General features: G+C 67.9%; 20 protein-coding genes. 6 read left to right on the top strand and 14 right to left on the bottom strand.

Annotated features, from left to right (window positions below):
* Positions 1–130: 130 nt before the first annotated feature.
* Positions 131–973: a cupin domain-containing protein gene (locus tag ACUN0C_RS17645; protein ID WP_445467715.1), complete on the top strand. Its 843-nt coding sequence runs from the start codon at positions 131–133 to the stop codon at positions 971–973.
* 41 nt (positions 974–1,014) lie between these two features.
* Here ACUN0C_RS17645 and ACUN0C_RS17640 read toward each other — a convergent pair whose 3' ends face one another.
* The 3 genes from ACUN0C_RS17640 to ACUN0C_RS17630 are packed head-to-tail and all read right to left on the bottom strand — an operon-like array spanning position 1,015 to position 3,180.
* Entirely contained in the window at positions 1,015–1,710 is a 696-nt protein-coding gene (locus ACUN0C_RS17640; protein ID WP_445467714.1) for a DUF502 domain-containing protein, read from the bottom strand.
* Positions 1,711–1,752: 42 nt separating this feature from the next.
* Positions 1,753–2,463: a D-lyxose/D-mannose family sugar isomerase gene (locus ACUN0C_RS17635; protein ID WP_445467713.1), complete on the bottom strand. Its 711-nt coding sequence runs from the start codon at positions 2,461–2,463 to the stop codon at positions 1,753–1,755.
* Positions 2,464–2,472: 9 nt separating this feature from the next.
* Complete coding sequence (locus ACUN0C_RS17630) at positions 2,473–3,180, bottom strand: PIG-L deacetylase family protein (protein ID WP_445467712.1); 708 nt, start codon at positions 3,178–3,180, stop codon at positions 2,473–2,475.
* A 49-nt stretch (positions 3,181–3,229) separates the two neighbouring features.
* Here ACUN0C_RS17630 and ACUN0C_RS17625 point away from each other — a divergent pair, with 49 nt between their 5' ends.
* Positions 3,230–5,134, top strand: coding sequence for a heavy metal translocating P-type ATPase (locus ACUN0C_RS17625; protein WP_445467711.1), 1,905 nt, complete (start codon positions 3,230–3,232; stop codon positions 5,132–5,134).
* On the opposite strand, the gene ACUN0C_RS17620 is transcribed toward ACUN0C_RS17625, so the two are convergent.
* The 6 genes from ACUN0C_RS17620 to ACUN0C_RS17595 form a co-directional block, all read right to left on the bottom strand.
* Positions 5,097–5,384 carry a PilZ domain-containing protein gene (locus ACUN0C_RS17620; RefSeq protein WP_445467710.1) on the bottom strand — a complete coding sequence of 96 codons (288 nt, stop codon included), beginning with the start codon at positions 5,382–5,384 and terminating at the stop codon, positions 5,097–5,099. The two genes, ACUN0C_RS17625 and ACUN0C_RS17620, sit on opposite strands and share 38 nt — an antisense overlap.
* A 172-nt stretch (positions 5,385–5,556) precedes the next feature.
* On the bottom strand, positions 5,557–6,573 hold the full coding sequence (locus tag ACUN0C_RS17615; RefSeq protein ID WP_445467750.1) for a TerC family protein: 1,017 nt from the start codon (positions 6,571–6,573) through the stop codon (positions 5,557–5,559).
* A gap of 224 nt (positions 6,574–6,797) precedes the next feature.
* Positions 6,798–8,081 carry a TRAP transporter large permease gene (locus ACUN0C_RS17610; protein WP_445467709.1) on the bottom strand — a complete coding sequence of 428 codons (1,284 nt, stop codon included), beginning with the start codon at positions 8,079–8,081 and terminating at the stop codon, positions 6,798–6,800.
* Positions 8,078–8,668 carry a TRAP transporter small permease gene (locus tag ACUN0C_RS17605; protein WP_445467708.1) on the bottom strand — a complete coding sequence of 197 codons (591 nt, stop codon included), beginning with the start codon at positions 8,666–8,668 and terminating at the stop codon, positions 8,078–8,080. The genes ACUN0C_RS17610 and ACUN0C_RS17605 overlap by 4 nt, the downstream gene beginning before the upstream one ends.
* 58 nt (positions 8,669–8,726) lie before the next feature.
* The gene (locus ACUN0C_RS17600; protein ID WP_445467707.1) at positions 8,727–9,707 is read right to left on the bottom strand and encodes a TRAP transporter substrate-binding protein; all 981 of its coding nucleotides are present in this window, start codon (positions 9,705–9,707) and stop codon (positions 8,727–8,729) included.
* Between the two features lie 64 nt (positions 9,708–9,771).
* A complete protein-coding gene (locus ACUN0C_RS17595; protein WP_445467706.1) occupies positions 9,772–10,971 on the bottom strand; it encodes a pyridoxal-phosphate-dependent aminotransferase family protein in 1,200 nt (399 codons plus the stop codon).
* Between the two features lie 101 nt (positions 10,972–11,072).
* Here ACUN0C_RS17595 and ACUN0C_RS17590 point away from each other — a divergent pair, with 101 nt between their 5' ends.
* Positions 11,073–14,036 carry an FAD-binding and (Fe-S)-binding domain-containing protein gene (locus ACUN0C_RS17590; protein ID WP_445467705.1) on the top strand — a complete coding sequence of 988 codons (2,964 nt, stop codon included), beginning with the start codon at positions 11,073–11,075 and terminating at the stop codon, positions 14,034–14,036.
* Positions 14,033–14,710 carry a GntR family transcriptional regulator gene (locus ACUN0C_RS17585; protein ID WP_445467704.1) on the top strand — a complete coding sequence of 226 codons (678 nt, stop codon included), beginning with the start codon at positions 14,033–14,035 and terminating at the stop codon, positions 14,708–14,710. Before ACUN0C_RS17590 ends, ACUN0C_RS17585 begins: the two co-directional genes overlap by 4 nt.
* 45 nt (positions 14,711–14,755) lie before the next feature.
* Here ACUN0C_RS17585 and ACUN0C_RS17580 read toward each other — a convergent pair whose 3' ends face one another.
* From ACUN0C_RS17580 to ACUN0C_RS17565, 4 genes are all read right to left on the bottom strand, one after another.
* Complete coding sequence (locus ACUN0C_RS17580) at positions 14,756–16,132, bottom strand: amidohydrolase family protein (protein WP_445467703.1); 1,377 nt, start codon at positions 16,130–16,132, stop codon at positions 14,756–14,758.
* Positions 16,133–16,158: 26 nt separating this feature from the next.
* The gene (locus tag ACUN0C_RS17575) at positions 16,159–18,096 is read right to left on the bottom strand and encodes a TRAP transporter large permease subunit (protein WP_445467702.1); all 1,938 of its coding nucleotides are present in this window, start codon (positions 18,094–18,096) and stop codon (positions 16,159–16,161) included.
* 313 nt (positions 18,097–18,409) lie between these two features.
* On the bottom strand, positions 18,410–19,591 hold the full coding sequence (locus ACUN0C_RS17570; RefSeq protein ID WP_445467701.1) for an NAD-dependent epimerase/dehydratase family protein: 1,182 nt from the start codon (positions 19,589–19,591) through the stop codon (positions 18,410–18,412).
* A gap of 36 nt (positions 19,592–19,627) precedes the next feature.
* On the bottom strand, positions 19,628–19,771 hold the full coding sequence (locus ACUN0C_RS17565; RefSeq protein ID WP_445467700.1) for a hypothetical protein: 144 nt from the start codon (positions 19,769–19,771) through the stop codon (positions 19,628–19,630).
* A 177-nt stretch (positions 19,772–19,948) separates the two neighbouring features.
* On the opposite strand from ACUN0C_RS17565, the gene ACUN0C_RS17560 reads away from it, so the two are divergent.
* On the top strand, positions 19,949–20,335 hold the full coding sequence (locus ACUN0C_RS17560) for a hypothetical protein (protein WP_445467699.1): 387 nt from the start codon (positions 19,949–19,951) through the stop codon (positions 20,333–20,335).
* Between the two features lie 229 nt (positions 20,336–20,564).
* The gene (gene copM / locus ACUN0C_RS17555; RefSeq protein WP_445467749.1) at positions 20,565–20,891 is read left to right on the top strand and encodes a CopM family metallochaperone; all 327 of its coding nucleotides are present in this window, start codon (positions 20,565–20,567) and stop codon (positions 20,889–20,891) included.
* Between the two features lie 75 nt (positions 20,892–20,966).
* On the opposite strand, the gene ACUN0C_RS17550 is transcribed toward copM, so the two are convergent.
* Complete coding sequence (locus ACUN0C_RS17550; RefSeq protein ID WP_445467698.1) at positions 20,967–21,866, bottom strand: SGNH/GDSL hydrolase family protein; 900 nt, start codon at positions 21,864–21,866, stop codon at positions 20,967–20,969.
* Positions 21,867–22,045: the final 179 nt, after the last annotated feature.

Genomic DNA, 22,045 nt, shown 5'->3' with positions numbered 1-22,045 from the left:
ACGCGGCTTTGCGGAACCGGCGGCGGCAGTCGGCCGGCGAGAAAAGCGCGGTCGCGGCGGGCACGGTTGCGCCCGGCACGGCGACACACGAGAATGCGGCCGAACGAACGAGTGGCGATGGGAGGAACGAATGGCAATCCAGTTCAGCGCAGGCACGACCGATGCGGAGTCTGGCGGCCCGGGCATCGCGCGCCGGCGGATGCTCGACACGGATCGGGTGCCCGGCACGCGGGTGCTGCTCGATTTGCTCACGCTCGAAGCCGGCGCGGCTCTGCCGCTCGACATCGCCTCCGACAGCCTCGCCTGGTTCCAGCTCCTGGAGGGAGCGGTTCGATTTTCCGGGGACGGCGTTCGCGCCGAACAGGAGCTCACTGCCGACCATGTCGCGTTTCTGCCGCCTGGCTTCCGCGGGCGGATCGTGAGCGCGGAGGGGGCATCGCTGATCCGGGCCGAGGCCCCCAAAGCGGCTGAACTCGATCCGGATCTGACCGCCAATCCGCCGAAGCTGCGAGTGATCGACTGGACGCGGGAGCCGGTGCTCGATTCCGAGCACGACGCCCGCAAGCGCATTTACCTGGCGACGCCGAAGCTTTTCGGCACGCACGCCATCAAGGGCGAGATGATCATCTACCCGCCCGGCACGAGCGGCGCCAATCATCACCACGTCGGCGCCGATCACTTCATGTTCTTCCTGAAGGGGAGCGGCACCGCCTATGCCAATGAGGCACCGTTCCGCGTGAAGAAGGGCGACCTCGTCTATTTTCCGGACCTCGAGCGGCACTATCTGACCGCCGACCCGGATTGCGAGATGAGCTTCGTCGAGTTCTTCGCGCCGGGCACGTTCCAGACGATCTGGGTCAACCCGGCCGAGGTCTGCACCTGGAACCCCACGGGGCGCGACATCCGGGGCAATGGCGGCGTACGCGAGATCGCCAGGCACGGCGGCGAGGCTGCGACGCCCGCCGACGTCTGACGGCGAGGCATCGGCCCCCGCTGCCCGCGCGGTGAAAGGCATCACGCCTGAGCCGCGGGCGGGGCCGCGCCGGGCAAGTCCGGCGGGCGGCGGCCGGACGGCCGGATCGGGATCGCATCGGGCGAAAGCGCGCCGCCCGACACGATGAACGCCATGGCGTCGTTGGTCGTCCAGTCGAGCCAGACGATGCGGGACGTCGGCACGATCTCGACGTAGCCGGAGGTCGGGTTGGGTGTCGTCGGGACGTAGACGGCGGCCAGCTCCTCGCCGGTATCGGCGGCGTGGAAGATGCGGGTCACGAAGCCGACGGCGCGCATTTCGGGCGTCGGGAACTCGATAAGGACAATCCGCTGCGTCTGTTGCCCGCCGGCTCCGCCCTGCACCGAATCGACGAGCGTCCTGGTGGCGCCGTAGATCGTCTTCACGAAGGGCGTGCTCTCCATGATGCGGTGCACGAGGCGGAAGAGGCGCCGCCCGATGACGGCGTTCGTGGCGGCACCGAGCAGATAGAGCATGACGAAGACGAGCACGAGGGCGAGCGCCGACTGGAACCAGGGATCGACGAGAAGGTCGGCGATCTCCGGATAGTTCGGCCTCACGCCGCGCGCCAGGGTGGCCACGAAGGGACGCCCGATCCAGACGAGCAGATTGAGGAAGAACCAGACGAGCCAGAGGCTCACCCAAATCGGTATGATGGCGAGCAGGCCCGCCAGGATGTTTCGCCGGATCCGGTCCAAGACCTCTCCCCATGTCGGTTAGCCGGTACGAACCGCGCCACTCTAGACCGAGATCGTTCCCGATTTGTCACGTGCCTGGCCGAGGAGCCTGTCGTAGTCGCCGACGAGGAGGCGGTCGGGCGGCTCGTCCTCGTCGATCTCGGGAAAACGGCCGACCGGATCGCGGAAGACGATGTCCGTGAGGTCGTCGTTGACGGTCGAGACCTCACCGACGAGCACGTCACTGATCTCGCCGCGGAAGGCGTGCCAGATCCCCGGAGGCAGGGTGACGCTCTCGCCGGGATGGAGGCGGAGACGTGCACCCGGGCCGAGCCGGCGCTCGCGCCCGTCGCATTCGACGCGCACGGCCGCCATCGGCTCGATGGCGCCGTCCGGTCCGGAGGCAAAGAGGTCGAGGGCGAGGATCGCGCCGGCGCGGTTGATGATGTCCTCCGTCTTCCGGAGGTGCCGGTGCATCGGACAGGTCTGGCCGCGCCGGACCACCATCACCTTTTCGCAATAGGATCGCTGCCCGGGTCCCTCGGCGTCGCCGTTGCGCATCGTGAAGAGCACGAGCCCGGTTTGGCGGAAGGCGCCGGAGCCGAAGTCCGTCACGTCCCAGCCGAGCCTCGCCGCGATCAGACCGCCGATCTCTGCGCGCGCCGCGGCAAAATCGTCCGGATTCCAGTCGGCGAATGCCGGCAGCGCGAAATCGTGGCGGGCGATGAATCGCCGCGCGTCGCGGACGATGGCGTTGACGTCGGACCGCCTCATCCCGTCCCCCTACGAGCCGCCGCCGAACGGCCGCACGGGCGGGGCAGGCGGCAGCAGGTCGCGCACATCTCCGAACGGGAAGCGGCTTTCGAAGCGATAGGCCTCGGCGCGGGCGTCCCCCCCGGCATTGCATTGCAGGGCGCGCAACCGGTTGAGGGTGTCCGCCGCCGTCACGAAGCGCTCCGAATCCTGCGAGGCATGGCACCGGATTGCGGCGCGCTTCGTCTCCATGCCGGCCGTGACGTCCACATAGTGGGTCGGCTGGAAACCGACGCCTGCCATGGTGTCGGCGTGGAGGAGGGGGACATTGAAGCCGGCCCCCGCCACAAGTGCCGCAGCGAGCGCCCGATGGTCGGCATGGTAGTCGTTCGGCGCATGGGTAACGATCAAATCGGGGCGCAGGGCGTCGATCTCGGCGGAAAGCAGCGCCGGAAGGCGCGGCTCCGCGGACAGACCCCCGTCCGGCAGGTCGAGGAAGCGGGGTGTCACGCCGAGGATGGCGCCGGACTGCTGCGCCTCGTGCCGCCGGCGGGCGGCAAGCGCGTCCGGCGCGCCCGCGCCGCCCCGCGCGCCATCGGTGGCGATCACCCAGCCCACCTCGTCCCCGCGCGCCTGCGCGGCGAGCAGGAGCCCGAAGAAATAGATCTCGACGTCGTCGGGATGGGCGCCGAAGCCGATGATGCGCATCATGGTCCCATGGGCGAGAGAGGGATTCATAGGGCCGCATCCCGGGCTTCGCCAGATGGTTGCGGCATGACCGGGTTAGATGATGGCGGCTGAACGCTTCAAATGGGGCTGGCTCGACCTCGCGCTCCTCGGCGCGGCCGGCGCCGGCCTTGCCGCCGGCGTGCTCGCCTGGGCGCTCGGCGACGCGCGCACTGCGGCAGTGCTTTGGGGCGCTGGGATCGTGCCCGTGCTGGCCGGCCTGGCATTCGAGATCGTCACCTCGCTCCGGCGCGGCGAGGTCGGGCTCGACATCATCGCCGCACTCGCCATGACGGCCGCGCTCCTGATGGGCGAGACGCTTGCCGGCGTGGTGGTCGCGCTGATGTATTCCGGCGGGCAGTTCCTCGAGAGCTATGCGGCGCGAAGGGCTCGGCGCGAGCTGACGGCACTGCTCGAGCGCGTGCCGCGAACCGCCGCACGCTTCGAGCCGTCCGGGCTGGTCGAGGTCCCGATCGAAGCGGTTCAGCCGGGCGACAGGCTCCTCGTGCGGCATGGCGACATCATCCCGGTCGACGGCACGGTTGGGACCGGGCCGGCAGCGCTCGACCAGTCGGCGCTGACCGGCGAATCGCTGCCCGTCCGCCGCGCTGCGGGCGAAGAGGTGCTCAGCGGGTCGCTCAATGTCGGCGCTCCGTTCGAACTCCGCGCGATCCGTCCGGCCGCGGAGAGCACGATGGCGGGAATCGTCCGGCTGGTGGCGGGTGCCGAGCGGGCGAAGGCGCCCATGTCCCGGCTCGCGGACCGGTACGCCATGCTGTTTCTCGGCGTGACCCTCGCGCTCACCGCTGCAGCCTGGCTCGGGTCAGGCGACGGAAGCCGCGCGCTCGCCGTCCTGGTCATCGCGACCCCATGCCCGCTCATCCTGGCGGTGCCGATCGCGCTCATTGCCGGCGTATCCCGTGCAGCCGCTCACGGCATCCTCGTGAAGGGCGCAGCCGCGCTCGAGGGGCTGGCGGCGGCGCGCGTGATGGTGATCGACAAGACCGGGACGCTCACCTCCGGCCAGCCGGAACTGGTCGGCGAGGAAGCGCTGGCCGGCGATCCCACCGAGGCGCTGAGGCTCGGTGCGTCGCTGGAGCAGGCCTCGCGCCATCCGGTCGCCACGGCGCTCGCGCAGGCGGCGCGGGGCCGCGGGCTCGTCCTCTCCCCACCGTCGGACGTGAGTGAGGATGCGGGGGCGGGCGTGGCAGGGACGGTCGAGGGCAGGGCCGTTCTCGCCGGATCGCCGGCCTTCGTGCGTCAAGAGCTCGGAACGGCCGGCGATGCGCTCGATCGCGCATTCCCGAACGACCGGCTCGCGGTCGTCGTGGCGATCGACGGCCGACCGGCGCTCGTCCTCTACCTTGCCGATCGGGCGCGCCCGGAGGCTGTCCAGGCGCTCCGAGCCCTGCGCCGCCTCGGCGTCACGCGTTCCGTGCTCGCCACCGGAGACCGAAACGAGATCGCCGGTTCAGTTGCGGCCGGCCTCGGCTTCGATGCCGTGCGCGCCGAACTCGTGCCGGCGCAGAAGGTCGACGTCGTGATCGCAGAACGGGTCCATGGCCGCGTGATGATGGTGGGAGACGGCGTGAACGATGCGCCGGCGCTCGCGGCAGCCGATGTCGGGGTGGCGATGGGCGGGCGCGGCGCCGCGGCCTCGGCCGAAGCCGCCGACATCGTTCTCCTCAGCGACGATCTCTCCCGGCTCGCAAGCGGCGTGGGCGTTGCGCAATACGCAATGAAGATTGCGCGCCAGAGCGTGTTCGTCGGGATCGGCCTCTCCAGCGCCGGCATGGTGGCTGCCGCGCTCGGCTACATCCCGCCGGTGCAGGGCGCCCTCATCCAGGAGGCGATCGACCTCGCCGTCATCCTCAATGCGCTGCGGGCGCTCGGGGGGCCGAGAGAGCGTGCGGAGCGCGTGGCGCCGTTCAGACCGCCCGCTTCTGCGGCCGGGCAGGCCCGGTGAAGTGAATGCCGGCCTCCAGCCCGTTCTGCCAGGCGACCTCGGCCGGGAGGATGCGGCGTTCGCTTTCGATCAGGAGCTCGAACGTCCCGGGAAGCTGCGTGAAAGCGCCGAACTTCAGGCGGGCGCCGACCTCGCTCATGTCGCGGATCAGGCAATCGAGCACGAGCTGGTCGGACAGGATGATGCGGCCGGCTTTCAGCGTGCGGTGCCGCTCGTGCTCCCGGCCCTTCTCGCGATCCTCTTCCGACACCATCGTCTCCCCGCCCGGCCACTCAACCGCTTCTGCCGGCGCCAATATCGCCGGCCGGCGTTAATTCTTCGCTGACCGCTCGGCATCCGGGTATCCGCGGGCTCCATGACCGGGAGCAGCGGGCGGGGCGCTGCGGGCAGGAATGCCGGCCACGCAGCGCCCGCACGTCCGGTCACGCTTGCTTCGGCTCGAGGGGGCGCGGTTCCTCGCCGGCCGCACCTGCCCCGCGGGTCCGGCGCAGCGAATAGAGAACGCCCGCCGAGAGGATCGCGAAGGTGATGCCGAGCGACCATTCGGCCGGGAACTTCTCCCACCCGAGGAGATCGGCGACGAAGATCTTCGAGCCGATGAAGACGAGCAGGACGGCGAGCGCCTGCTTCAGGTAGGCAAAGCGGTGCAGGACGGCGGCGAGCGCGAAATAGAGGGCGCGCAGGCCGAGGATGGCGAAGATGTTCGACGTGTAGACGATGTAGGGGTCCGTCGTGATGGCGAAGATCGCCGGCACGGAATCGACCGCGAAGACGACGTCGGTGATCTCGATCAGGACGAGTGCGAGGAAGAGCGGCGTGGCGTAGAGCGCGGCCCGCCCCGTGCGCTGGTCCGGGAGCCTCACGAAGAACCGGTTGCCATGGAGTTCGTCGGTGACGTTGAGCCGCCGCCTGAGGAACTTCAGGATCGGGTTGCCCGACAGGTCGGGCTCATGACTGCTCCACCAGAGCATCTTGATGCCGGTGGCGATGAGGAACGCGGCGAAGATGTAGAGCACCCAGTGGTACTCGGACACGAGCGCCGCGCCGAAGCCGATCATGATCGCGCGCAGCACGATGACGCCGAGAATGCCCCAGAACAGGACCCGGTGCTGGTACGCGCGCGGAATGGCGAAGAAGCCGAAGATGGTGGCGATGACGAAGAGGTTGTCGACCGCGAGGCTCTTCTCGATCAGGAAGCCCGTTACGTACTCGACGCCGGCCTGCCGGCCGATGGTCCACCAGACGAAGGCGCCGAACGCCAGCCCCAGGACGATGTAGAAGGCCGAGAGCGAAAGGCTCTCGCGGATGCCGATCTCGCGGCTGCCGCGATGGAAGACACCGAGATCGAGCGCGAGCAGCGCGACCACGAGGCCGAGGAAGCCGAGCCACATCCAGAGCGGCTTCTCGAGAAACAGAGTTGTGAGAATGTCCATCGAAATCCCTCCTGTTCGAAGGGAACGCGATGCCGCGCGCGACAGAGCGATTCCGGACCCGGCATCGAGTTCACCCGATGCGGTCCGACATCACGATGGGACATCGTCAGAGGGGCCCGGCCCGCGGTGGGGTAGATGGCGGAACTTCCGCACCTCTTCAAGGGGCGGGCGCGATTTTCCGGCCGTCGGGAGCGGGAGAGGCGTCGCGCTTCGCGTTGCTGCAGGACCGGCTACCGGTAGAAGTACTCGACGAGGCCCATGGGGACGATCGGCACGTAGGTCACGAGCATCAGGACCGCGGTCAGCACGGCGATGAACCAGACGTTGACCTTCGACACCTCCCAGATGTCGGCCTTGGCGATTGAGCAGGCGGTGATGAGGACGCTGGCGACCGGCGGCGTCTGCTGGCCGATGGCGAGGTTGAGCGTGACGATCAGGCCGAAATGCACGGGATCGATGCCGACGGCGGTGATGAGCGGCACGACGATCGGGATGACCAGGATGATCGCGGCGGCCGAGTGCAGGAAGAAGCCGATCACCAGGAAGAAGACGTTGAGGAGCGCCAGGATGACGTACTGGTTCTGCGTCATGCCGAGGATGGCCTGGGCGAGCTGCTGCGGCAGCCGCATCTCGGTCAGGTAGACGCCGACCAGTGCGGAGGCCGCCACCAGCAGCATGACGATCGCCGTCTGCACTGCGCCGTCGAGGATCGCCTGGCGGAGATAGCGGAAGTCGAGATCGCGGTACACGACGCCGCCGATGAAGAGCGCCGCCACGACCGCGAGGCCCGCGCCTTCGGTCGCGGTGACGAAGCCGCCAAAGATCGAGCCGAGGATGATCACCGGCATCACGAAGGCCCAGGCGGCTTCCTTGAAGGTCCGCCAGACCCGGCCGAGGTTGAAGATCTCCTCGACCGGCCAGCCGTAGCGGCGGGCGAAGTAGTAGCAGAGGAGCATCATCGAGAAGCCGCCGATGATGCCCGGCACGATGCCGGCCACGAAGAGCTGCACGATCGAGGCATTGGCCATCACCCCGTAGAGGATCATCGGGATCGACGGCGGGATGATGATGGCGAGCGATGCGGAGGAGGACGTGACCGCTGCGGCGAAAGCGCGGGGATAGCCCCGTTTCTCCATTGCCGGGATGATGATCGTGCCGACCGCCGCCACGTCGGCGACGGCCGAGCCGGAGATCTCGGCGAAGAACATGGAGACGCCGATATTGATCATCGCCAGCCCGCCGCGGATGAAGCCGAACAGGGCGGAGGCGAAGGCGATCAGGCGGCGCGAGATGCCCGACGCGTTCATGATCGCGCCGGCCAGGATGAAGAGCGGGATCGCCAGCAGCGGGAAGCTGCGCGCGCCGTCATACATGACGAGCGCGACATTCGGCAGGATGTCGACGCCCTGCGTCGTCACCATGGCGACGACGGCCACCACGCCGAGCGCGACGGCGATCGGAACGTTGATGAGGATCAGGGCGAAGAGCCCGAGCAGCATGAGCGCGAGGATCACGGATGCGCCCTCCCGGCCCGGCCGCGCAGGATCGCGTCGGGGTCGTCCCCGAACTCCTCCTTCGCCGCCGCAATCGCCTGCTCGACTTCCTCGTGCTCGAGCGAGATGCCGGCCCTGAGCTTCGCGAAATAGCCCGGCATGGACAGGAGTTCGCCCACGATGAAGAGCGCCGCGCCGACCGGAATGACGGACTGGGTGAGCTGGATCGGTACCCAGGTGAGGGAGACGAGCGTCGAGCCTTCGAGCACTTCGAGCACCACCATGCCCATCCAGGCGAGGATGACGAAGAAGCCGATGACGATGATTTCGCCCACGACCGCGAGGGCCATCCTCGGGCCGACCGGAAGCGCCATCAGCACGCCGTCGAAGCCGATATGGCCCCGTTTCAGGGCGGCGAGCGCGCTCGCATAGTAAGTGAGCCAGGCGAGCAGCACCGAGGCCACCTCGTCGTACCAGCTGGGAGATGAGCCCATCGTGCGCGTCACGACCGCGTAGACGACGATCGCGGTCAGCGCGACGACCAGCACGCCCGAGACGATCTCCAGGATCAGTTCGAGCGCGCGCGACGCCCAGTTCACGAATGTCATCGGGGGAAGCCGTCCTGGCGTGGGGGGCTCCCGCGGCGCGGAAGCCCCGTGCTGCGGATCAGGAGCTCTGGCCGAGTGCGAGCGCCTTGTCGATCAGCGTCTTGCCTTCGGGCACTTCGGTTGCGAAGGCGTCGTAGACCGGCTGCGAAGCCTTGATGAAGGCGTCCTTGTCGACCTCGTTCATCGCGACGCCGGCATCGGTTATGACCTTCACGAGATCGCGGTCGAGCTCCGCCGCCTTCTCGTACACGAAGGCCTGCGTCTCCTTGGCTGCCTCCTCGAGGATCTTCTGCGTCTCCTCGTCGAGGCGACCGAACTTGTTCGAGCCCACCACCACGTAGGCCGGCGTGTAGACGTGGCCGGTCATCGACAGGAACTTCTGCACTTCCTGGAACTTGGCGCTCGCGATCTGGGCGAGCGGGTTCTCCTGGCCGTCGATGACGCCCGTCTGCAGCGCCACGAAAACCTCCGAGAACGCCATCGGGGTCGGGTTCGCCCCGTAAATCTGGAACATCTTCACCCGCCAGACGCCCTTCGGCACGCGCAGCTTGATGCCCTTCAGATCTTCCGGCGTGTTGATCGGATGCTTGCTGTTCGTGATGTGGCGGAACCCGTTCTCCCAGATGCCGAGGATCCCGTAGCCCTTCGCCTCGGCCGCCGGGGCGAGCTCGGGCCAGACGATCTCGGCCTCGATCTTCTTCATGTGGTCGCGGTCCTTCACGAGATAGGGCATCTCGAACATGCCGAAGGCCGGAACCACGGACGACATGACCGTGGAGGGAAGCGCGAAGTCGACGGTGCCGAGCTTCAGCTTCTGGAGGAGCTCGTCGTCCCCGCCGAGCTGGCTCGAGCCGTAGACGACGACCTTGGCCTTGTCGCCGAGCTTGGCATTGGCGATCTCGGCGAACTTGTTGGCGGAGGCCTCGAACAGGGATCCTGGCTCCCCGACATGGCCGAACTTCAGTTCGGTCTGGGCGAGGGCCGGGGACGCGAACGTCGCGGCCAGAATGAGCCCCGCAAGGCGGGCTGCGAGTGTCATGGGTCTTCCTCCCGTTTTTCGTTTCCAGTGAGCGCCGGCTTCTGCCGGTCTTCTCGTTGAAAGACTATTCCGCTGCCGCCCTTCTTGTCTCTCCGCGTCCGGCGGTGGAGCCGAGAAAATCGAGCGCCGCCTGGACGCCGCCGCGTTCGTGCGGCACGCCGGCGAGCTGGAGGCCCATTTCGACGCCAGCCAACGTGCCGGCGAGCATCAGGTCGTTGAAGTCGCCGAGATGGCCGATGCGGAAAACGCGGTCCGCGACCTTCGAGAGGCCGTTGCCGAGCGACATGTCGAAGGTCTCCGCGACGACTCGGCGGAAACGGTCGGCGCTGTGGCCCTCGGGCATGAGGACGGCGGTCAGCGATCCGGAATAGTGGCGCGGCTCGCGGCAGAACACTTCGAGGCCCCAGGCCTCCACGGCCCGCCGGGTCGCTTCGCCGTGACGCGCGTGCCTCTGGAACACGTTGTCGATCCCCTCCTCGTGCAGCATGTCGATGGCTTCGGCGAGGCCGTAGAGGAGGTTGGTCGCCGGTGTGTAGGGGAAGAACCCCGTCTCGTTGGCTGTGAGCATCTCGTCCCAGGACCAGAAGGACTTCGGCAGCTTCGAGCTTCTCGACGCGGCGAGCGCCTTGTCGCTCAGCGCGTTGAAGGAGAGGCCCGGCGGCAGCATCAGGCCCTTCTGCGAGCCGCCCACCGTGACGTCGACGCCCCACTCGTCCTGTCGGAAGTCGATCGAGGCGAGGGAGGAGATGGTGTCCACCATGAGCAGCGCCGGATGGCCGGCGGCGTCCATCGCCTTGCGGACGGCATCGATCCGCGTGGCGCAGCCGGTCGACGTCTCGTTGTGGACGACGCAGACCGCCTTTATGCGGTGCGCGCGGTCCTCGCGCAGACGGTCTTCAATGGCTTCCGGATGAAGGCCGGACCGCCAGTCGCCCTGCAGGAATTCCGGCTCGAGCCCAAGCCGGGAGGCAAGCCCGCGCCACAGCGAGGCGAAATGTCCGGTTTCGTACATGAGCACGGCGTCGCCGGGCGAGAGCGTGTTCACCAGCGCTGCTTCCCAGGCGCCCGTTCCCGAGGCCGGATAGATGATGACCGGCCCCGAGCACTTGAAGATCGTCTTCATGCCGTCGAGCACGCGGCGGCCGAGCGCACCGAATGCGGGGCTGCGATGGTCCATGGTAGGCATGTCCATCGCCCGCAGGATTCGATCCGGGACGTTGGTGGGACCGGGGATCTGCAGGAAGTGCCGGCCGGGCGTGCGCATCGGGAACTCCGTCGGGTCGGCGCCATGCGGCGCGACGCTGCATCGGTTGCAAGTGAATTATGCATTCATTATTCGTGTCAAGCGCCGATGTCGAGGTCCCGATGGCCGTCCACTCCCTTCGTCCCGCTCTTCAGAACCGGCTCAGTGCTGCACTACGGGGCGAGATCCTATTCGACGCCTTCTCGCGCGGCCGCTATGCGACGGACGCGTCCTTCTACCAGATCATGCCGGTCGGCGTCGCGGTCGTGCGCGGTGAGGAGGACGTCGCGGCCGCCCTCGCCATCGCCCGCGAGGAGGGGGTCACGGTGCTCGCCCGCGGCGGCGGGACGTCCCAGTGCGGGCAGACGGTCAACGATTCGCTCGTGCTCGACACGTCGAAACACTTCAACGGCATCCTGGAGCTCGATCCGGCGAACCGGCGCTGCGTCGTGGAGCCCGGCATCGTGCTGGACGAGCTGAACCGCGCGCTGAAGCCGCACGGGCTCTGGTTTCCGATCGACGTCTCGACGGCCTCGCGGGCGACGATCGGCGGCATGGCGGGGAACAATTCTTGCGGCACGCGCTCGATCCGGTACGGCATGATGCGCGACAACGTCATCGCCATCGACGCCCTGACGGCGGACGGGCGCAAGATCCGGTTCGACGCCGTATCGCGCGACGAGGCGCTTCGGAACGCAGCCGGGCCGGACGAGGGCCTCTTCCGCGACCTCCTGACGTTCGGCGCCGAGAATGCGGACGAGATCCGGGAGCGTTTTCCGAACGTGATCCGGCGGGTCGGCGGATACAACGTCGATGCGCTGCTGCCGAACGGTCCCACCAACAAGCTCGCCGACCTGCTGGTCGGATCGGAGGGGACGCTGGCGCTTTCCACCCGGATCGAGCTGAAGCTCTCGCCGCTGCTCGGCCGGAAGCTCGTGGGCGCCTGCCATTTCGCCCGGTTCTACGATGCGATGGATGCGGCGCAGCACATCGTCCCCCTCGGCCCGACGGCCGTCGAGCTCGTCGACCGCACCATGATCGAGCTCGCGCGCGACATCGCGATGTTCCGCCCGACGGTCGAGCGCTTCGTGCGCGGCGAGCCGGACGCGGTGCTGCTGGTGGAGTTCGCGGAGGAGGACATGGCGGAGAACGACCGCCGCCTCCGGATGCTCGGCGAGGTGATGGGCGACCTCGGCTATGGCTGGGATCGCGACGGGCGGAACTGGGGCGGCGTCGTCGAGATCACGGATGCCGGCCTGCAGGCGGCGATCACGGAGGTGCGTCAGTCGGGCCTCAACATCATGATGTCCATGAAGGAAGCGGGAAAGCCGGTGTCCTTCGTCGAGGACTGCGCCGTGCCGCTCGAGCACCTCGCCGACTACACCGATCGCCTGACCGCGATCTTCGAGAAGCACGGCACGCGCGGCACCTGGTACGCCCACGCCTCCGTCGGCTGCCTGCACGTGCGCCCGGTGCTGAACCTGAAGCTCGAGAAGGACGCGAAAGCGATGCGTGCGATCGCCGAAGAGGCGTTCGAGGCGGTGCGCGCGTACAAGGGCTCCCATTCCGGCGAGCACGGCGACGGCATCGTCCGGTCCGAATTCCACGACATGATGTTCGGCGGCCGCATGGTCGAGCTCTTCGAGCGGGTCAAGGATCGCTTCGACCCGGGCGGCGTGCTGAACCCCGGCAAGATCGTGCACGCGCCGCGCATGGACGACCGCAACCTGTTCCGCTACGGGCCGGCATACCGCCCCGCCGGCATGACGCCCGCGCTCGACTGGTCGGCCTGGAAGAGCCCGGCCGCCGGATTCCAGGGCGCGGTCGAGATGTGCAACAACAACGGCGCCTGCCGCAAACTCGAGGGCGCCGTGATGTGCCCCTCCTACAGGGTCACGCGGAACGAGCGCGACGTGACGCGCGGCCGCGCGAACAGCCTGAGGCTCGCCATATCCGGCCAACTCGGGCAGGACGCGCTCGCCTCCGACGAGATGATGGAGACGCTGAAGCTCTGCGTCTCTTGCAAGGGCTGCCGGCGGGAGTGCCCGACCGGCGTCGACATGGCCAAGATGAAGATCGAGGTGCTCGCCGCGCGGAGGGCCCGGTACGGCCTCGGGCTCCGCGACAGGCTCGTCGCCTACCTGCCGCGCTATGCGCCGCTCGCGGCGCGCATGCCCTGGCTGATGAACCTGCGCGACCGCGTGCCGGGCGCAGCATCGCTGACCGAGAGGCTTACCGGGCTTACCGCGAAACGTTCGCTGCCGGCGTGGCGGCGCGACAGGTTCGATCCCAGGGGTCAGGCTGTCGGCCCGGAAGACGGGCGCGAAGTCCTGCTCCTGCCCGACACCTTCAACGTCTATTTCGAGCCGGAGAACCTTCGTGCCGCACTGTCGGTGCTGACGGCCGGGGGATATCGGGTCCATCTCGCCGGCCCGCTCGACGGCGGGCGGCCGCTCTGCTGCGGGCGCACCTTCCTGTCGGTCGGCCTGGTCGAGGAGGCGAAAGTGGAGGCGACGCGGCTGATGGCGGCCGTCCTGCCCTTCGCGCGACGGGGCGTTCCGATCGTCGGGCTGGAGCCGAGCTGCCTCCTGGCGCTGCGGGACGAGCTCGCCTCCGTGCTGCCCGGGCGGGATGCGGAGACGATCGGATCGCATGCGCTGCTGCTGGAGGAGTTCCTTGCGCGCGAAGCGGATGAGGGCCGGCTTGCATTGCCGCTCTCCCCGGTGGCAGGGAAGGCCTATCTGCACGGGCACTGCCACCAGAAGGCATTTGCCGCAATGGGCGCGGTCGAGAAGGTCCTGCGGCTGGTGCCGGGCCTGGAAGTCGAGGCCATTGCCTCGTCCTGCTGCGGAATGGCAGGAGCGTTCGGCTACCAGGCCGAGACCTACGACGTCTCGATGGCGATGGGCGAGCTGAGCCTTCTGCCCGCCGTCCGGAAGGCGGAGCAAGACGCGATGATCGTGGCGGACGGCACGTCCTGCCGGCACCAGATCGAGCACGGGACCGGTCGGCAGCCGGTGCATGTGGCGCGCGTCCTCGCGCAGGCGCTTGCAACGACGGCCGAACCGGCGGAAGGGAGGGCATGACCTTGGACCTGCCGACTCCCCAGTTCATCCGGCGCCGCTCGCTTCACGACGAACTCACGGAACGCGTCCGCGCCATCATCACGGACGGCGAGCTCTCGCCCGGACAGAAGATTCCCGAGCGGGAGCTCTGCGAGCGGTTCGGCGTGTCGCGCACGCCGCTCCGCGAGGCGCTGAAGGTGCTCGCCTCGGAAGGGATCGTGACGCTGCAGCCGAATCGCGGCGCGCGCGTCAGTTCCCTCACCGTGGCGGAGCTCGAGGAGGTGTTCCCGGTCATGGGGGCGCTGGAGGCCCTTTCGGGCGAGATCGCCTGCCGCCACATCACGGAGACCGAGCTCGCCACGATCCGCAGCATCCACGAGCGGATGGTCGAGCATTGGCGGCGGGGTGAGCTCGAGCCCTATTTCCGGCTGAACCAGGCCATCCACGAAGCCATTCTCGAAGCCACCCGCAACGAGACGCTGAAGGCGATGTACCGAAGCCTCGCCGGCCGCCTCATGAAGGCGCGCTACATCGCCAACATGACGCCCGAAAGGTGGGCCGAGGCGGTCTCGGAGCACCAGGCGATCCTCGCCGCGCTGGAGGCACGGGATGGAGCGAGGCTCTCCGCCATCCTGAAGGCCCATCTCGCCGGCAAGCTCTCCACGGTAAAGGAATGGCTCGAGCGACAGGTTTGAGCGGCTGACACGAAGGGCCACGTCCAAGCCCGTCTGCGCTGCCGATCAGGCCGAAATCTTCATGTGTGCGACCGTGGCCCCGAAGGCGGTGCGGATGCGCGCTCCGGACGCGGCGAGCGCCTCCCGCCGGCGATCGAGCCCATCGTGGAGGAGACGCCCCGCCCGCTTCACCGTCGTGCCCGCGACAATCACCGTGTCCACGTTCGCCGGCCCGGCCTGCAGCACGATCGAGGCGACGGGGTCCGCCACCGGGAAAAGGTTCAGGTCGGTCGCGCGCAGCATGACGATGTCGGCCTGCTTGCCGGGGGTGAGGGACCCGACCTTGTGGTCGAGGCCGGCCATGCGCGCGCCGTCGATGGTCGCCCAACGCAGCGCCTCCTCCGCGCCGACGGTGATCGAAGCCGGGCCCCGGCCGGTTTCCGAGATCGCGTCCAGGCTGTCGAGGAAGCGCGCGCACTGGAGCGCGAAGCGCGTCACGGAGAACATGTCGCTGCTCATTCCGGACTCGATGTCGGACCCGATGCTGACCAGACCGCCGAGCGCGCGAAGCCGGTTCGTGAGGGGCCGGCCGAATCCCATCTGCATCTCGACCTCGGCGGTGACGGCGAAGCTCGCGCCGTGATCCACCAGCATCGCAAGACAGTCGTCGGCAACGGCGTTGCCGTGCACGATATTCGTCTTCGACCCGATCATCCCGCCGAGCGCGCAGAGCCGCTCGAAGCCGTCCGGCACAAGCATCGGACCGCTCACATGCATGGAGGCGACGATATCGAGTTCGCGCGCGAGCCGGAGGTCCGTCTCGGCGACCTCGTAGACCGACATCCCCGGACCCAGGATGGCGAGGCCGCAGGTGACGAGCCGGTCGTCGGTGGTGAAGCGGTCCCGGCGCAGCCGTTCGATTTCCGCGCGGGGCAGGGGGATCTCGCTGAAGTGCTTCTGGCCTTCCTTCGGATCGGGCTTGGGCGAGCCGTGCAGGAAGAGCGCCCTGATCCCGGCTTCCTCCAGCCCGTCGATCGCCGCTTCGGTGTGCTCCGGCGTCGGATTGTTGTGGCACCAGTCGACAAGGGTGGTCGTGCCGCACGCGAGCTGGTTCAGAGCCCCGACGAGGTTCGCGATGTAGATGTCGTCAGGGCGGAAATGGGTGGCGAGCCCGGCATGCATCGCGCGGAGGTACTCCTGGATGGTCCAGTCCGCCGCGATCCCCTTGAGTGCTGTCTGCCAGGTGTGCATGTGCGCATTCACGAAGCCGGGCATCACGATCATGCCGGCGGCGTCGATCGTCTGGGCGCCTTCGGGCGCCTCGAGGGCCGGGCCGATCGCCGCGATGCGGCCCTCGGCGACGAGGAGGTCGCCCCGGGCGAGCGTCCCGACGGCCGGGTCCATGCTGACGATCGCGCCGCCCTTGAGGAAGAGGTGGGCCACGTTTCACTCCCTGGTGGATTGCGTCCTCACAAGAGCGCGAGGCTGATCTGCGGAAAGGCCATGATGAGGATGGTGACGACGATCATCGTCACCACGAAGGGCGCCGCCCCCGTGAAGATGTCCCCGAGGGTGACGAATCCCGGCGGCAGCGCGGATTTCACGACGAACACGGCGAGCCCGAAGGGGGGCGTGATGAGACCCACCTCCACGGCGATCACGGTGACGATGCCGAACCACACGAAGTCGCCGCCGAACGCCGCCACCACGGGCAGCACGATCGGCAGCACGATGAGCATGATCGAGGTGGAATCGAGGATCATGCCGAGGAGGAGCACGATGACGAAATAGACGGCGAGGAACAGCGCCAGGCCGAGATGCAGGTCGGCGATGAAGGCCGTCATCTGCATCGGGATCGTGGATAGCGTCAGCATCCGGCCGTAGAGGCTTGCGGCGATGATGAGGAAAAGGATCGAAGCCGAGATGTAGCCGGTCTCCAGCACGACGCGGCGGACCGTCTCCCAGTTGAGCTTCCTCTTCAGCGCGCCGACGACGAAGGCCGCGAACGCGCCCACCGCACCGGCTTCGGTGGGCGTAAAGATGCCGGCATAGATGCCGCCCATCACAGCGGCCACGATGCCGACCACCGGGGCGAGGCGAAGCGCGACCTCGCCCGCCGTCATGCTGTCGCCCGCGACCTCGTGCGGCTTGCCGACGAACCGGGGAAAGAACGTCGCCATCACGACGTTGAGGACCGAGAAGGCGACGGCGAGCAGGATGCCCGGGATGATCGCGGCGATGAAGAGCTTGCCGATCGAGGCTTCCGCGACGAGGCCGTAGATGATGAGGAGCAGGCTCGGCGGGATCAGCATGCCGAGAACCGAGCTCCCCGCCACGACGCCGACCGCGAAGCGTGGCGTGTACCCGCCCTCGATCATCGGCGGCACGGCGACGCGGCTGAAGACCGCGGCCGACGCGATCGAGCTTCCGGTGATGGAGGCGAACACAGCGTTGGCGGCGACGGTGGCGATGCCCAGTCCGCCGCGGACGCGCCGAAGCAGGAACACGGCAACCTGGAAGGCGTCCCGGCCGACATCGGCCTTGTCGAGGAGCAGCCCCATCATCACGAAGAGCGGAACGACGCCAAATTCGTAGGAGCGGATGGTGCCGCTCGCAGCGATCCCGAGCGCGTTGTCCGCAACCATCGGGTTGTGTCGCGTGAGCCAGATGCCGACGAAGGAGAGTGCCAGCAAGGCAAAGCCGATCGGCATCCCGATCGCCACCGCGACGAGCAGCCCGCCGAGCGACAGGAGCCCGATCGTGATCGGCGTGGAGGCGATCTCGAAGTTCACGAACAGGAATGCGGCGACGCCGGTGAGGACGACGAAGATCGGGAAGGCATTGGCGACAAGGTTTCGGTAGGCGCGCGCCAGCTCCCATCCCGCCGCGGCCGTCTTCAAGGCAGTCTCGACGAGAGCCACCGCGCAGCCGACCAGGACCGCCAGCTTGAACGGCCAGACGGTGATCTGGTAGGCGCCGACCGCGCCGGTGAATTCGCCCGACGAATAGGAGCGGCCGAAATCGGCCCAGAGCCAGAGCAGCGCGCGCCAGAGGAGAAGCGTCGCGATGCCGAAGAAGAGGAGGTCGAGCGTGCGGGCGAGCGCCGGCCGCGTCTCTGCCCAATGCCCGAACAGGAAATCCGCGCGGATCAGCCGGTTGTCGCGGATCGTGCTGCCCAGCTGCAGGAAGACGCAGGCGACGATCAGCAGCGACACGATGTCGGTGACGCCGTTGATCGGCGCGCTGAAGAAATAGCGCAGCACGATGTCCGCGCAGATCAGCAGCATGATGAAGACAATGCTCGACGAGGCGAGTGCGGAGAGCGTGAACGGCACCACGCCGTAGAGCGCTCGCCCCCGGCCCGGCGCGAGCCGCGGGCCTGCCGTTCTCGTCAGTCCGTCGCTCATCTTGCAGATCCCCGGTGCTGCGCCGGATGCCGGCGACGCCCGCTGTGCCGGGGCCTCAGAGGTCGGCCGAAGGATCGCGATGCGGGGTACCGCTCCGCGCCGGCGATCCCCCTGGCAAGGCGAGGCACGAGGTCATCAGCATCGTCTTTCCTCCCGGCCCAGATCGACCCATGCCGACGAGACCGCCCTAGTCACCGCTTCAAGCTAGCTATTCCACACGCGATCCCAAATCAACGGCAAACGATTGCCATGCAGTCCGCACGCGGTGGAATAGTGCGCGATCCCGGACTCCCGCGCACCAAACCGGGCGGTCCTACGGACCCGGTCTCGGCGTCTGCCAGTACGAGACGCAAGGAATCTTCGATCGGTCGCAGCGCGCCGCATACTTCCGCGCGACCTGCGTCACCTCCGTCAGCATACCCTCCTCGAGGGTGATCGGCTGCAGCCCCATGCCCAGAAAGCGGTCGTTCACCACGTGCAGGTCGTTCTCGTCCGCTTCGGTGCGCGGATTGCGGAGATACTGGACGGGCGTCCCCGTCAGGCGGGAAACCAGCCCGGCGAGATCGCGGATCCGGTACGTCTCGGTCATCTGGTTGAGGATATTCACGCGCTCGCCGGTCTGCGGCGGATTGTCGATCGCGAGCTCGATGCAGCGGCATGTGTCCTGGATATGGATGAAGGCGCGCGTCTGACCACCCGTCCCGTGGACCGTCAGGGGATATCCGATCGCCGCCTGCATCAGGAACCGGTTCAGGACGGTCCCGTAATCGCCGTCATAATCGAACCGGTTGATGAGACGCTCGTCCAGCATCGTCTCCTCGGTCTGGGTGCCCCACACGATGCCCTGGTGCAGGTCCGTGATCTTCACCTTGTCGTTCTTGTTGTAGAAGAAGAACATCAGCTGATCCTGGGTCTTCGTCATATGATAGACCGACCCGGGATTGGCCGGGTACAGGATCTCCTCCTCCACGCTCGTCCCGCTGCCGATCTCGACCTGGACCTTCAGGTAGCCTTCCGGAATCTTCATCCCGGCCGTGCCATATCCGTAAACGCCCATCGTGCCGAGGTGGACGAGGTGGACGTCCACACCCGATTCCACGATGGCGGCGAGGACGTTGTGCGTGGCGCCGATATTGTTGTTGACGGTGTAGCGCTTGTGCCAGGACGACTTCATGGAATAAGGCGCGGCGCGCTGTTCCGCGAAATGGACGATGGCGTCCGGCCTCTCTTCAGAAATGAGCGTGAGAAGCCGATGGTAATGTTGCGCGACGTCGAAACGCTCGAAGCGGATCGACCGGCCGGCGCACTCCTCCCACGCCGCCAGTCGCTCCGACGCCGGCCGGATCGGCGTGAGGGATTCGACTTCGAGGTCAACGTCGATCTTCCGCCGCGACAGATTGTCGACGATGATGATCTCGTGGCCGCGCCGCGACAGGTGAAGGCTCGTCGGCCAGCCGCAAAACCCGTCGCCACCCAAAACGATTATCTTAGCCATCAGACCTGTACCGCTTGCGAGCGGGGTCCGGCCCGCTCAGTCGTGATTGCCCGGTTCATCCGGATGTCCGTAGGCGTCGGGCTGCAGCGCCGGGACGCGGCCCGGGACGACGAGGCTCTCCGTTCCCCGGTGCCAGGGGGACCCGTCATCGTGGAAGGGGCACGTCTCATTCTTCGCCATTCCTTGCCCGCTCCGGACGGTGCGCGCAAGGCGGCCGGATAGCGACCCGCGGGCGGCGCCCGGGCGCGGCTGGCAACAGAGTCACGAACGCCTGCCGGTGGCGCGAGCGGCCATGACGGATCGCAGGAGCCGCCGACGCGGAATTGCCGTCATCGCGGTGGAAGTTCGCCCTGAACGATGGCACGGTTGTGCTTCGACGAACGGCAGCAGGTGGTCGGGAAGCTGTTGATGCTCAGGGTGATCGCCGTGCTCCTCGTGGTCGCGGGCCTCGCCGTCGCGCCCGCCCACGCCTTTCGGTGTGGCGGGTACTCCGCTGCCATGTCCACGGCGGCGGTCGAGGCCGGCCATGGCCACGGGGGAGCAAACCATCCTGCACCGGACGGTGCCGTCGATGCCGACGGCTCGATGCACGACCACGCGGCGTGCTGTGGAAGTGCCGCACCGACCTCCGCCGCGCCGCTCCCGCCGGCGCGCGCGGGAGCGCGGTACGTCCACTGGCAGCCGGAAAGCCCGGCGGGGGTCGCCCTGCCGCCGCGCGGACCGCCGCCTCGAGTCCTGATCTGACGTCTCGGACTGAACGGGCGCAGACGATGACGTTTGCGCCGCGACAGGAATCCAGATCAGGGATCAAGACATGAAGACGTTGAACCTTTGCGCGGCTGCGGCCGCATTGCTCGTGCTGTCCTCCGCCGCCCATGCGCAGCAGGACGGTAGGCCCGAGGCATCAGGCGCCGGCGGGCACGGTCATGCGGCATCCGACACCGTCCCGCCGGCAGGATCGACGCATGACGGCATGCAGATGCCGCCCGGCATGCACGGCGGACAGGGGAGCGGGGAGGCTGCTGCCCCGAAGGGCGACCAGGGGCCGGCCTCCAAGGCCTATGCCGAGGCGAATGCCCGGATGCACGCCGAGATGGACATCGAGTTCAGCGGCGATGCCGACCGCGACTTCGCGCGCGGCATGATCGCCCATCACAACGGGGCGATCGCAATGGCCAAGATCCTGCTCGAGCACGGCAGCGATCCGGAATTGCGGAAGCTGGCCGAGGAGGTGATCGAGGCGCAGTCGGAGGAGATCGAGTTCCTGCAGGCTTGGCTGGAGAAGAACGGATCGAACTAGGGCGGACCGCGATCGTGCAGAAGGCCGCCGGAATGACCGGCGGCCTTCGCTGAGGGCAGAGCAGACGGACTCGTGCTAGTGCGGGACGGCTTCGGCGCCGGCAAGGTTCGCCATCGGGACGAGCGCCTCGGCGGATGCGACACGCGCCGGGCCGGTGAGCGTCCGGATCGCGTCGGCCAACCGGTCGGCGATACATGCGTAGCCGAAGTCGCTCATGTGCATGCCGTCGCGTGACAGCATGGCGCCGAGCGTCTCGGGGGTGCGCAAGTTCGCCTCCTTCATGAAGGCGTACCGGGAGAAGAGCGGCACATGGCGGGCGCTCGCCGTCTCGGCGATTGCGGCGTTGAAGCGCTCGAAGCGGGCGAAGTCCCTTATCCGCGTGAAGAATTGCGGATCGAAGAGCAGAAGGTCGGCTTTCGCGGCCCGGACCACCGACACGCCGCGTTCGAGCTCGTCCCTGAAGGCGGCTTCGTCCACCCCCTGCAGGATGTCGTTCGTACCGACCTGCCAGATCACGAGCGCGATCGGCCGGTCCGCCAGCGCGGCGGTGAGCCTCTCGACGGCGCGCGCCGCGATCTCTCCGCCGATGCCGGCGTTGAGCACGGTGACATCGCTCCGCTTCCAGATCTCCCGCAGCGCACCTTGAAGTTGGGCCGGGTAGCTGAAGGCCGGCGAAGAGGCGCCGACCCCCTCGGTCGAGGACGACCCGATCGCCAGGATTTCAATGGGCTGCGGCTCGTCCAGGCGGTGGGCCAGGGACGGCAGCGCCACGGCTGCGCCGGCTGCCGCGTCCGGATCGCCGACGGCTGCATTGGCCGCCAGCGTGCCAGCCTGCAGCGACGGACAGGCCGGAGCGGCGAAGCCGCTTTCCGGCGCTGCGGTCTGCAGGACCAGACCGACCGCGAGTGCGACAATAACCCTGCGCGCCGCGCAGCCGAACGTGCCGGCTCGCGCCGTGATGTGAAGTTCAGACACCGAATTGTCCCCATGCCCCTCAGGAACTCGGCGCTCATCTAGCAGAGTTGCTGGAGCGAGCACAGTCGTCGTTTGGATGAAGCAGCAGATGAGGCGCGTTCGCGTATGAACCGTGCTGTTGAAGTCACATACTTAGCAGGCTTTCTTCGGCGGATGCGCGGCGACACAGCGCTGCGGAA

This window comes from Faunimonas sp. B44 (genome assembly GCF_052655945.1).
The sequence above is the reverse complement of the archived record's forward strand: the minus strand, read 5'-3'. Positions and strand labels throughout refer to the sequence as shown.

Coding starts and splice junctions, on each gene's coding strand:
- ACUN0C_RS17570 (WP_445467701.1), bottom strand. CDS start 19,591: ATGGCTAAGATAATCGTTTTGGGTGGCGACGGGTTTTGCGGCTGGCCG.
- ACUN0C_RS17560 (WP_445467699.1), top strand. CDS start 19,949: ATGGCACGGTTGTGCTTCGACGAACGGCAGCAGGTGGTCGGGAAGCTG.
- ACUN0C_RS17590 (WP_445467705.1), top strand. CDS start 11,073: ATGGCCGTCCACTCCCTTCGTCCCGCTCTTCAGAACCGGCTCAGTGCT.
- ACUN0C_RS17600 (WP_445467707.1), bottom strand. CDS start 9,707: ATGACACTCGCAGCCCGCCTTGCGGGGCTCATTCTGGCCGCGACGTTC.
- ACUN0C_RS17585 (WP_445467704.1), top strand. CDS start 14,033: ATGACCTTGGACCTGCCGACTCCCCAGTTCATCCGGCGCCGCTCGCTT.
- ACUN0C_RS17630 (WP_445467712.1), bottom strand. CDS start 3,180: ATGAATCCCTCTCTCGCCCATGGGACCATGATGCGCATCATCGGCTTC.
- ACUN0C_RS17635 (WP_445467713.1), bottom strand. CDS start 2,463: ATGAGGCGGTCCGACGTCAACGCCATCGTCCGCGACGCGCGGCGATTC.
- ACUN0C_RS17645 (WP_445467715.1), top strand. CDS start 131: ATGGCAATCCAGTTCAGCGCAGGCACGACCGATGCGGAGTCTGGCGGC.
- ACUN0C_RS17575 (WP_445467702.1), bottom strand. CDS start 18,096: ATGAGCGACGGACTGACGAGAACGGCAGGCCCGCGGCTCGCGCCGGGC.
- ACUN0C_RS17605 (WP_445467708.1), bottom strand. CDS start 8,668: ATGACATTCGTGAACTGGGCGTCGCGCGCGCTCGAACTGATCCTGGAG.
- ACUN0C_RS17565 (WP_445467700.1), bottom strand. CDS start 19,771: ATGGCGAAGAATGAGACGTGCCCCTTCCACGATGACGGGTCCCCCTGG.
- ACUN0C_RS17595 (WP_445467706.1), bottom strand. CDS start 10,971: ATGCGCACGCCCGGCCGGCACTTCCTGCAGATCCCCGGTCCCACCAAC.
- ACUN0C_RS17625 (WP_445467711.1), top strand. CDS start 3,230: ATGATGGCGGCTGAACGCTTCAAATGGGGCTGGCTCGACCTCGCGCTC.
- copM (WP_445467749.1), top strand. CDS start 20,565: ATGCAGATGCCGCCCGGCATGCACGGCGGACAGGGGAGCGGGGAGGCT.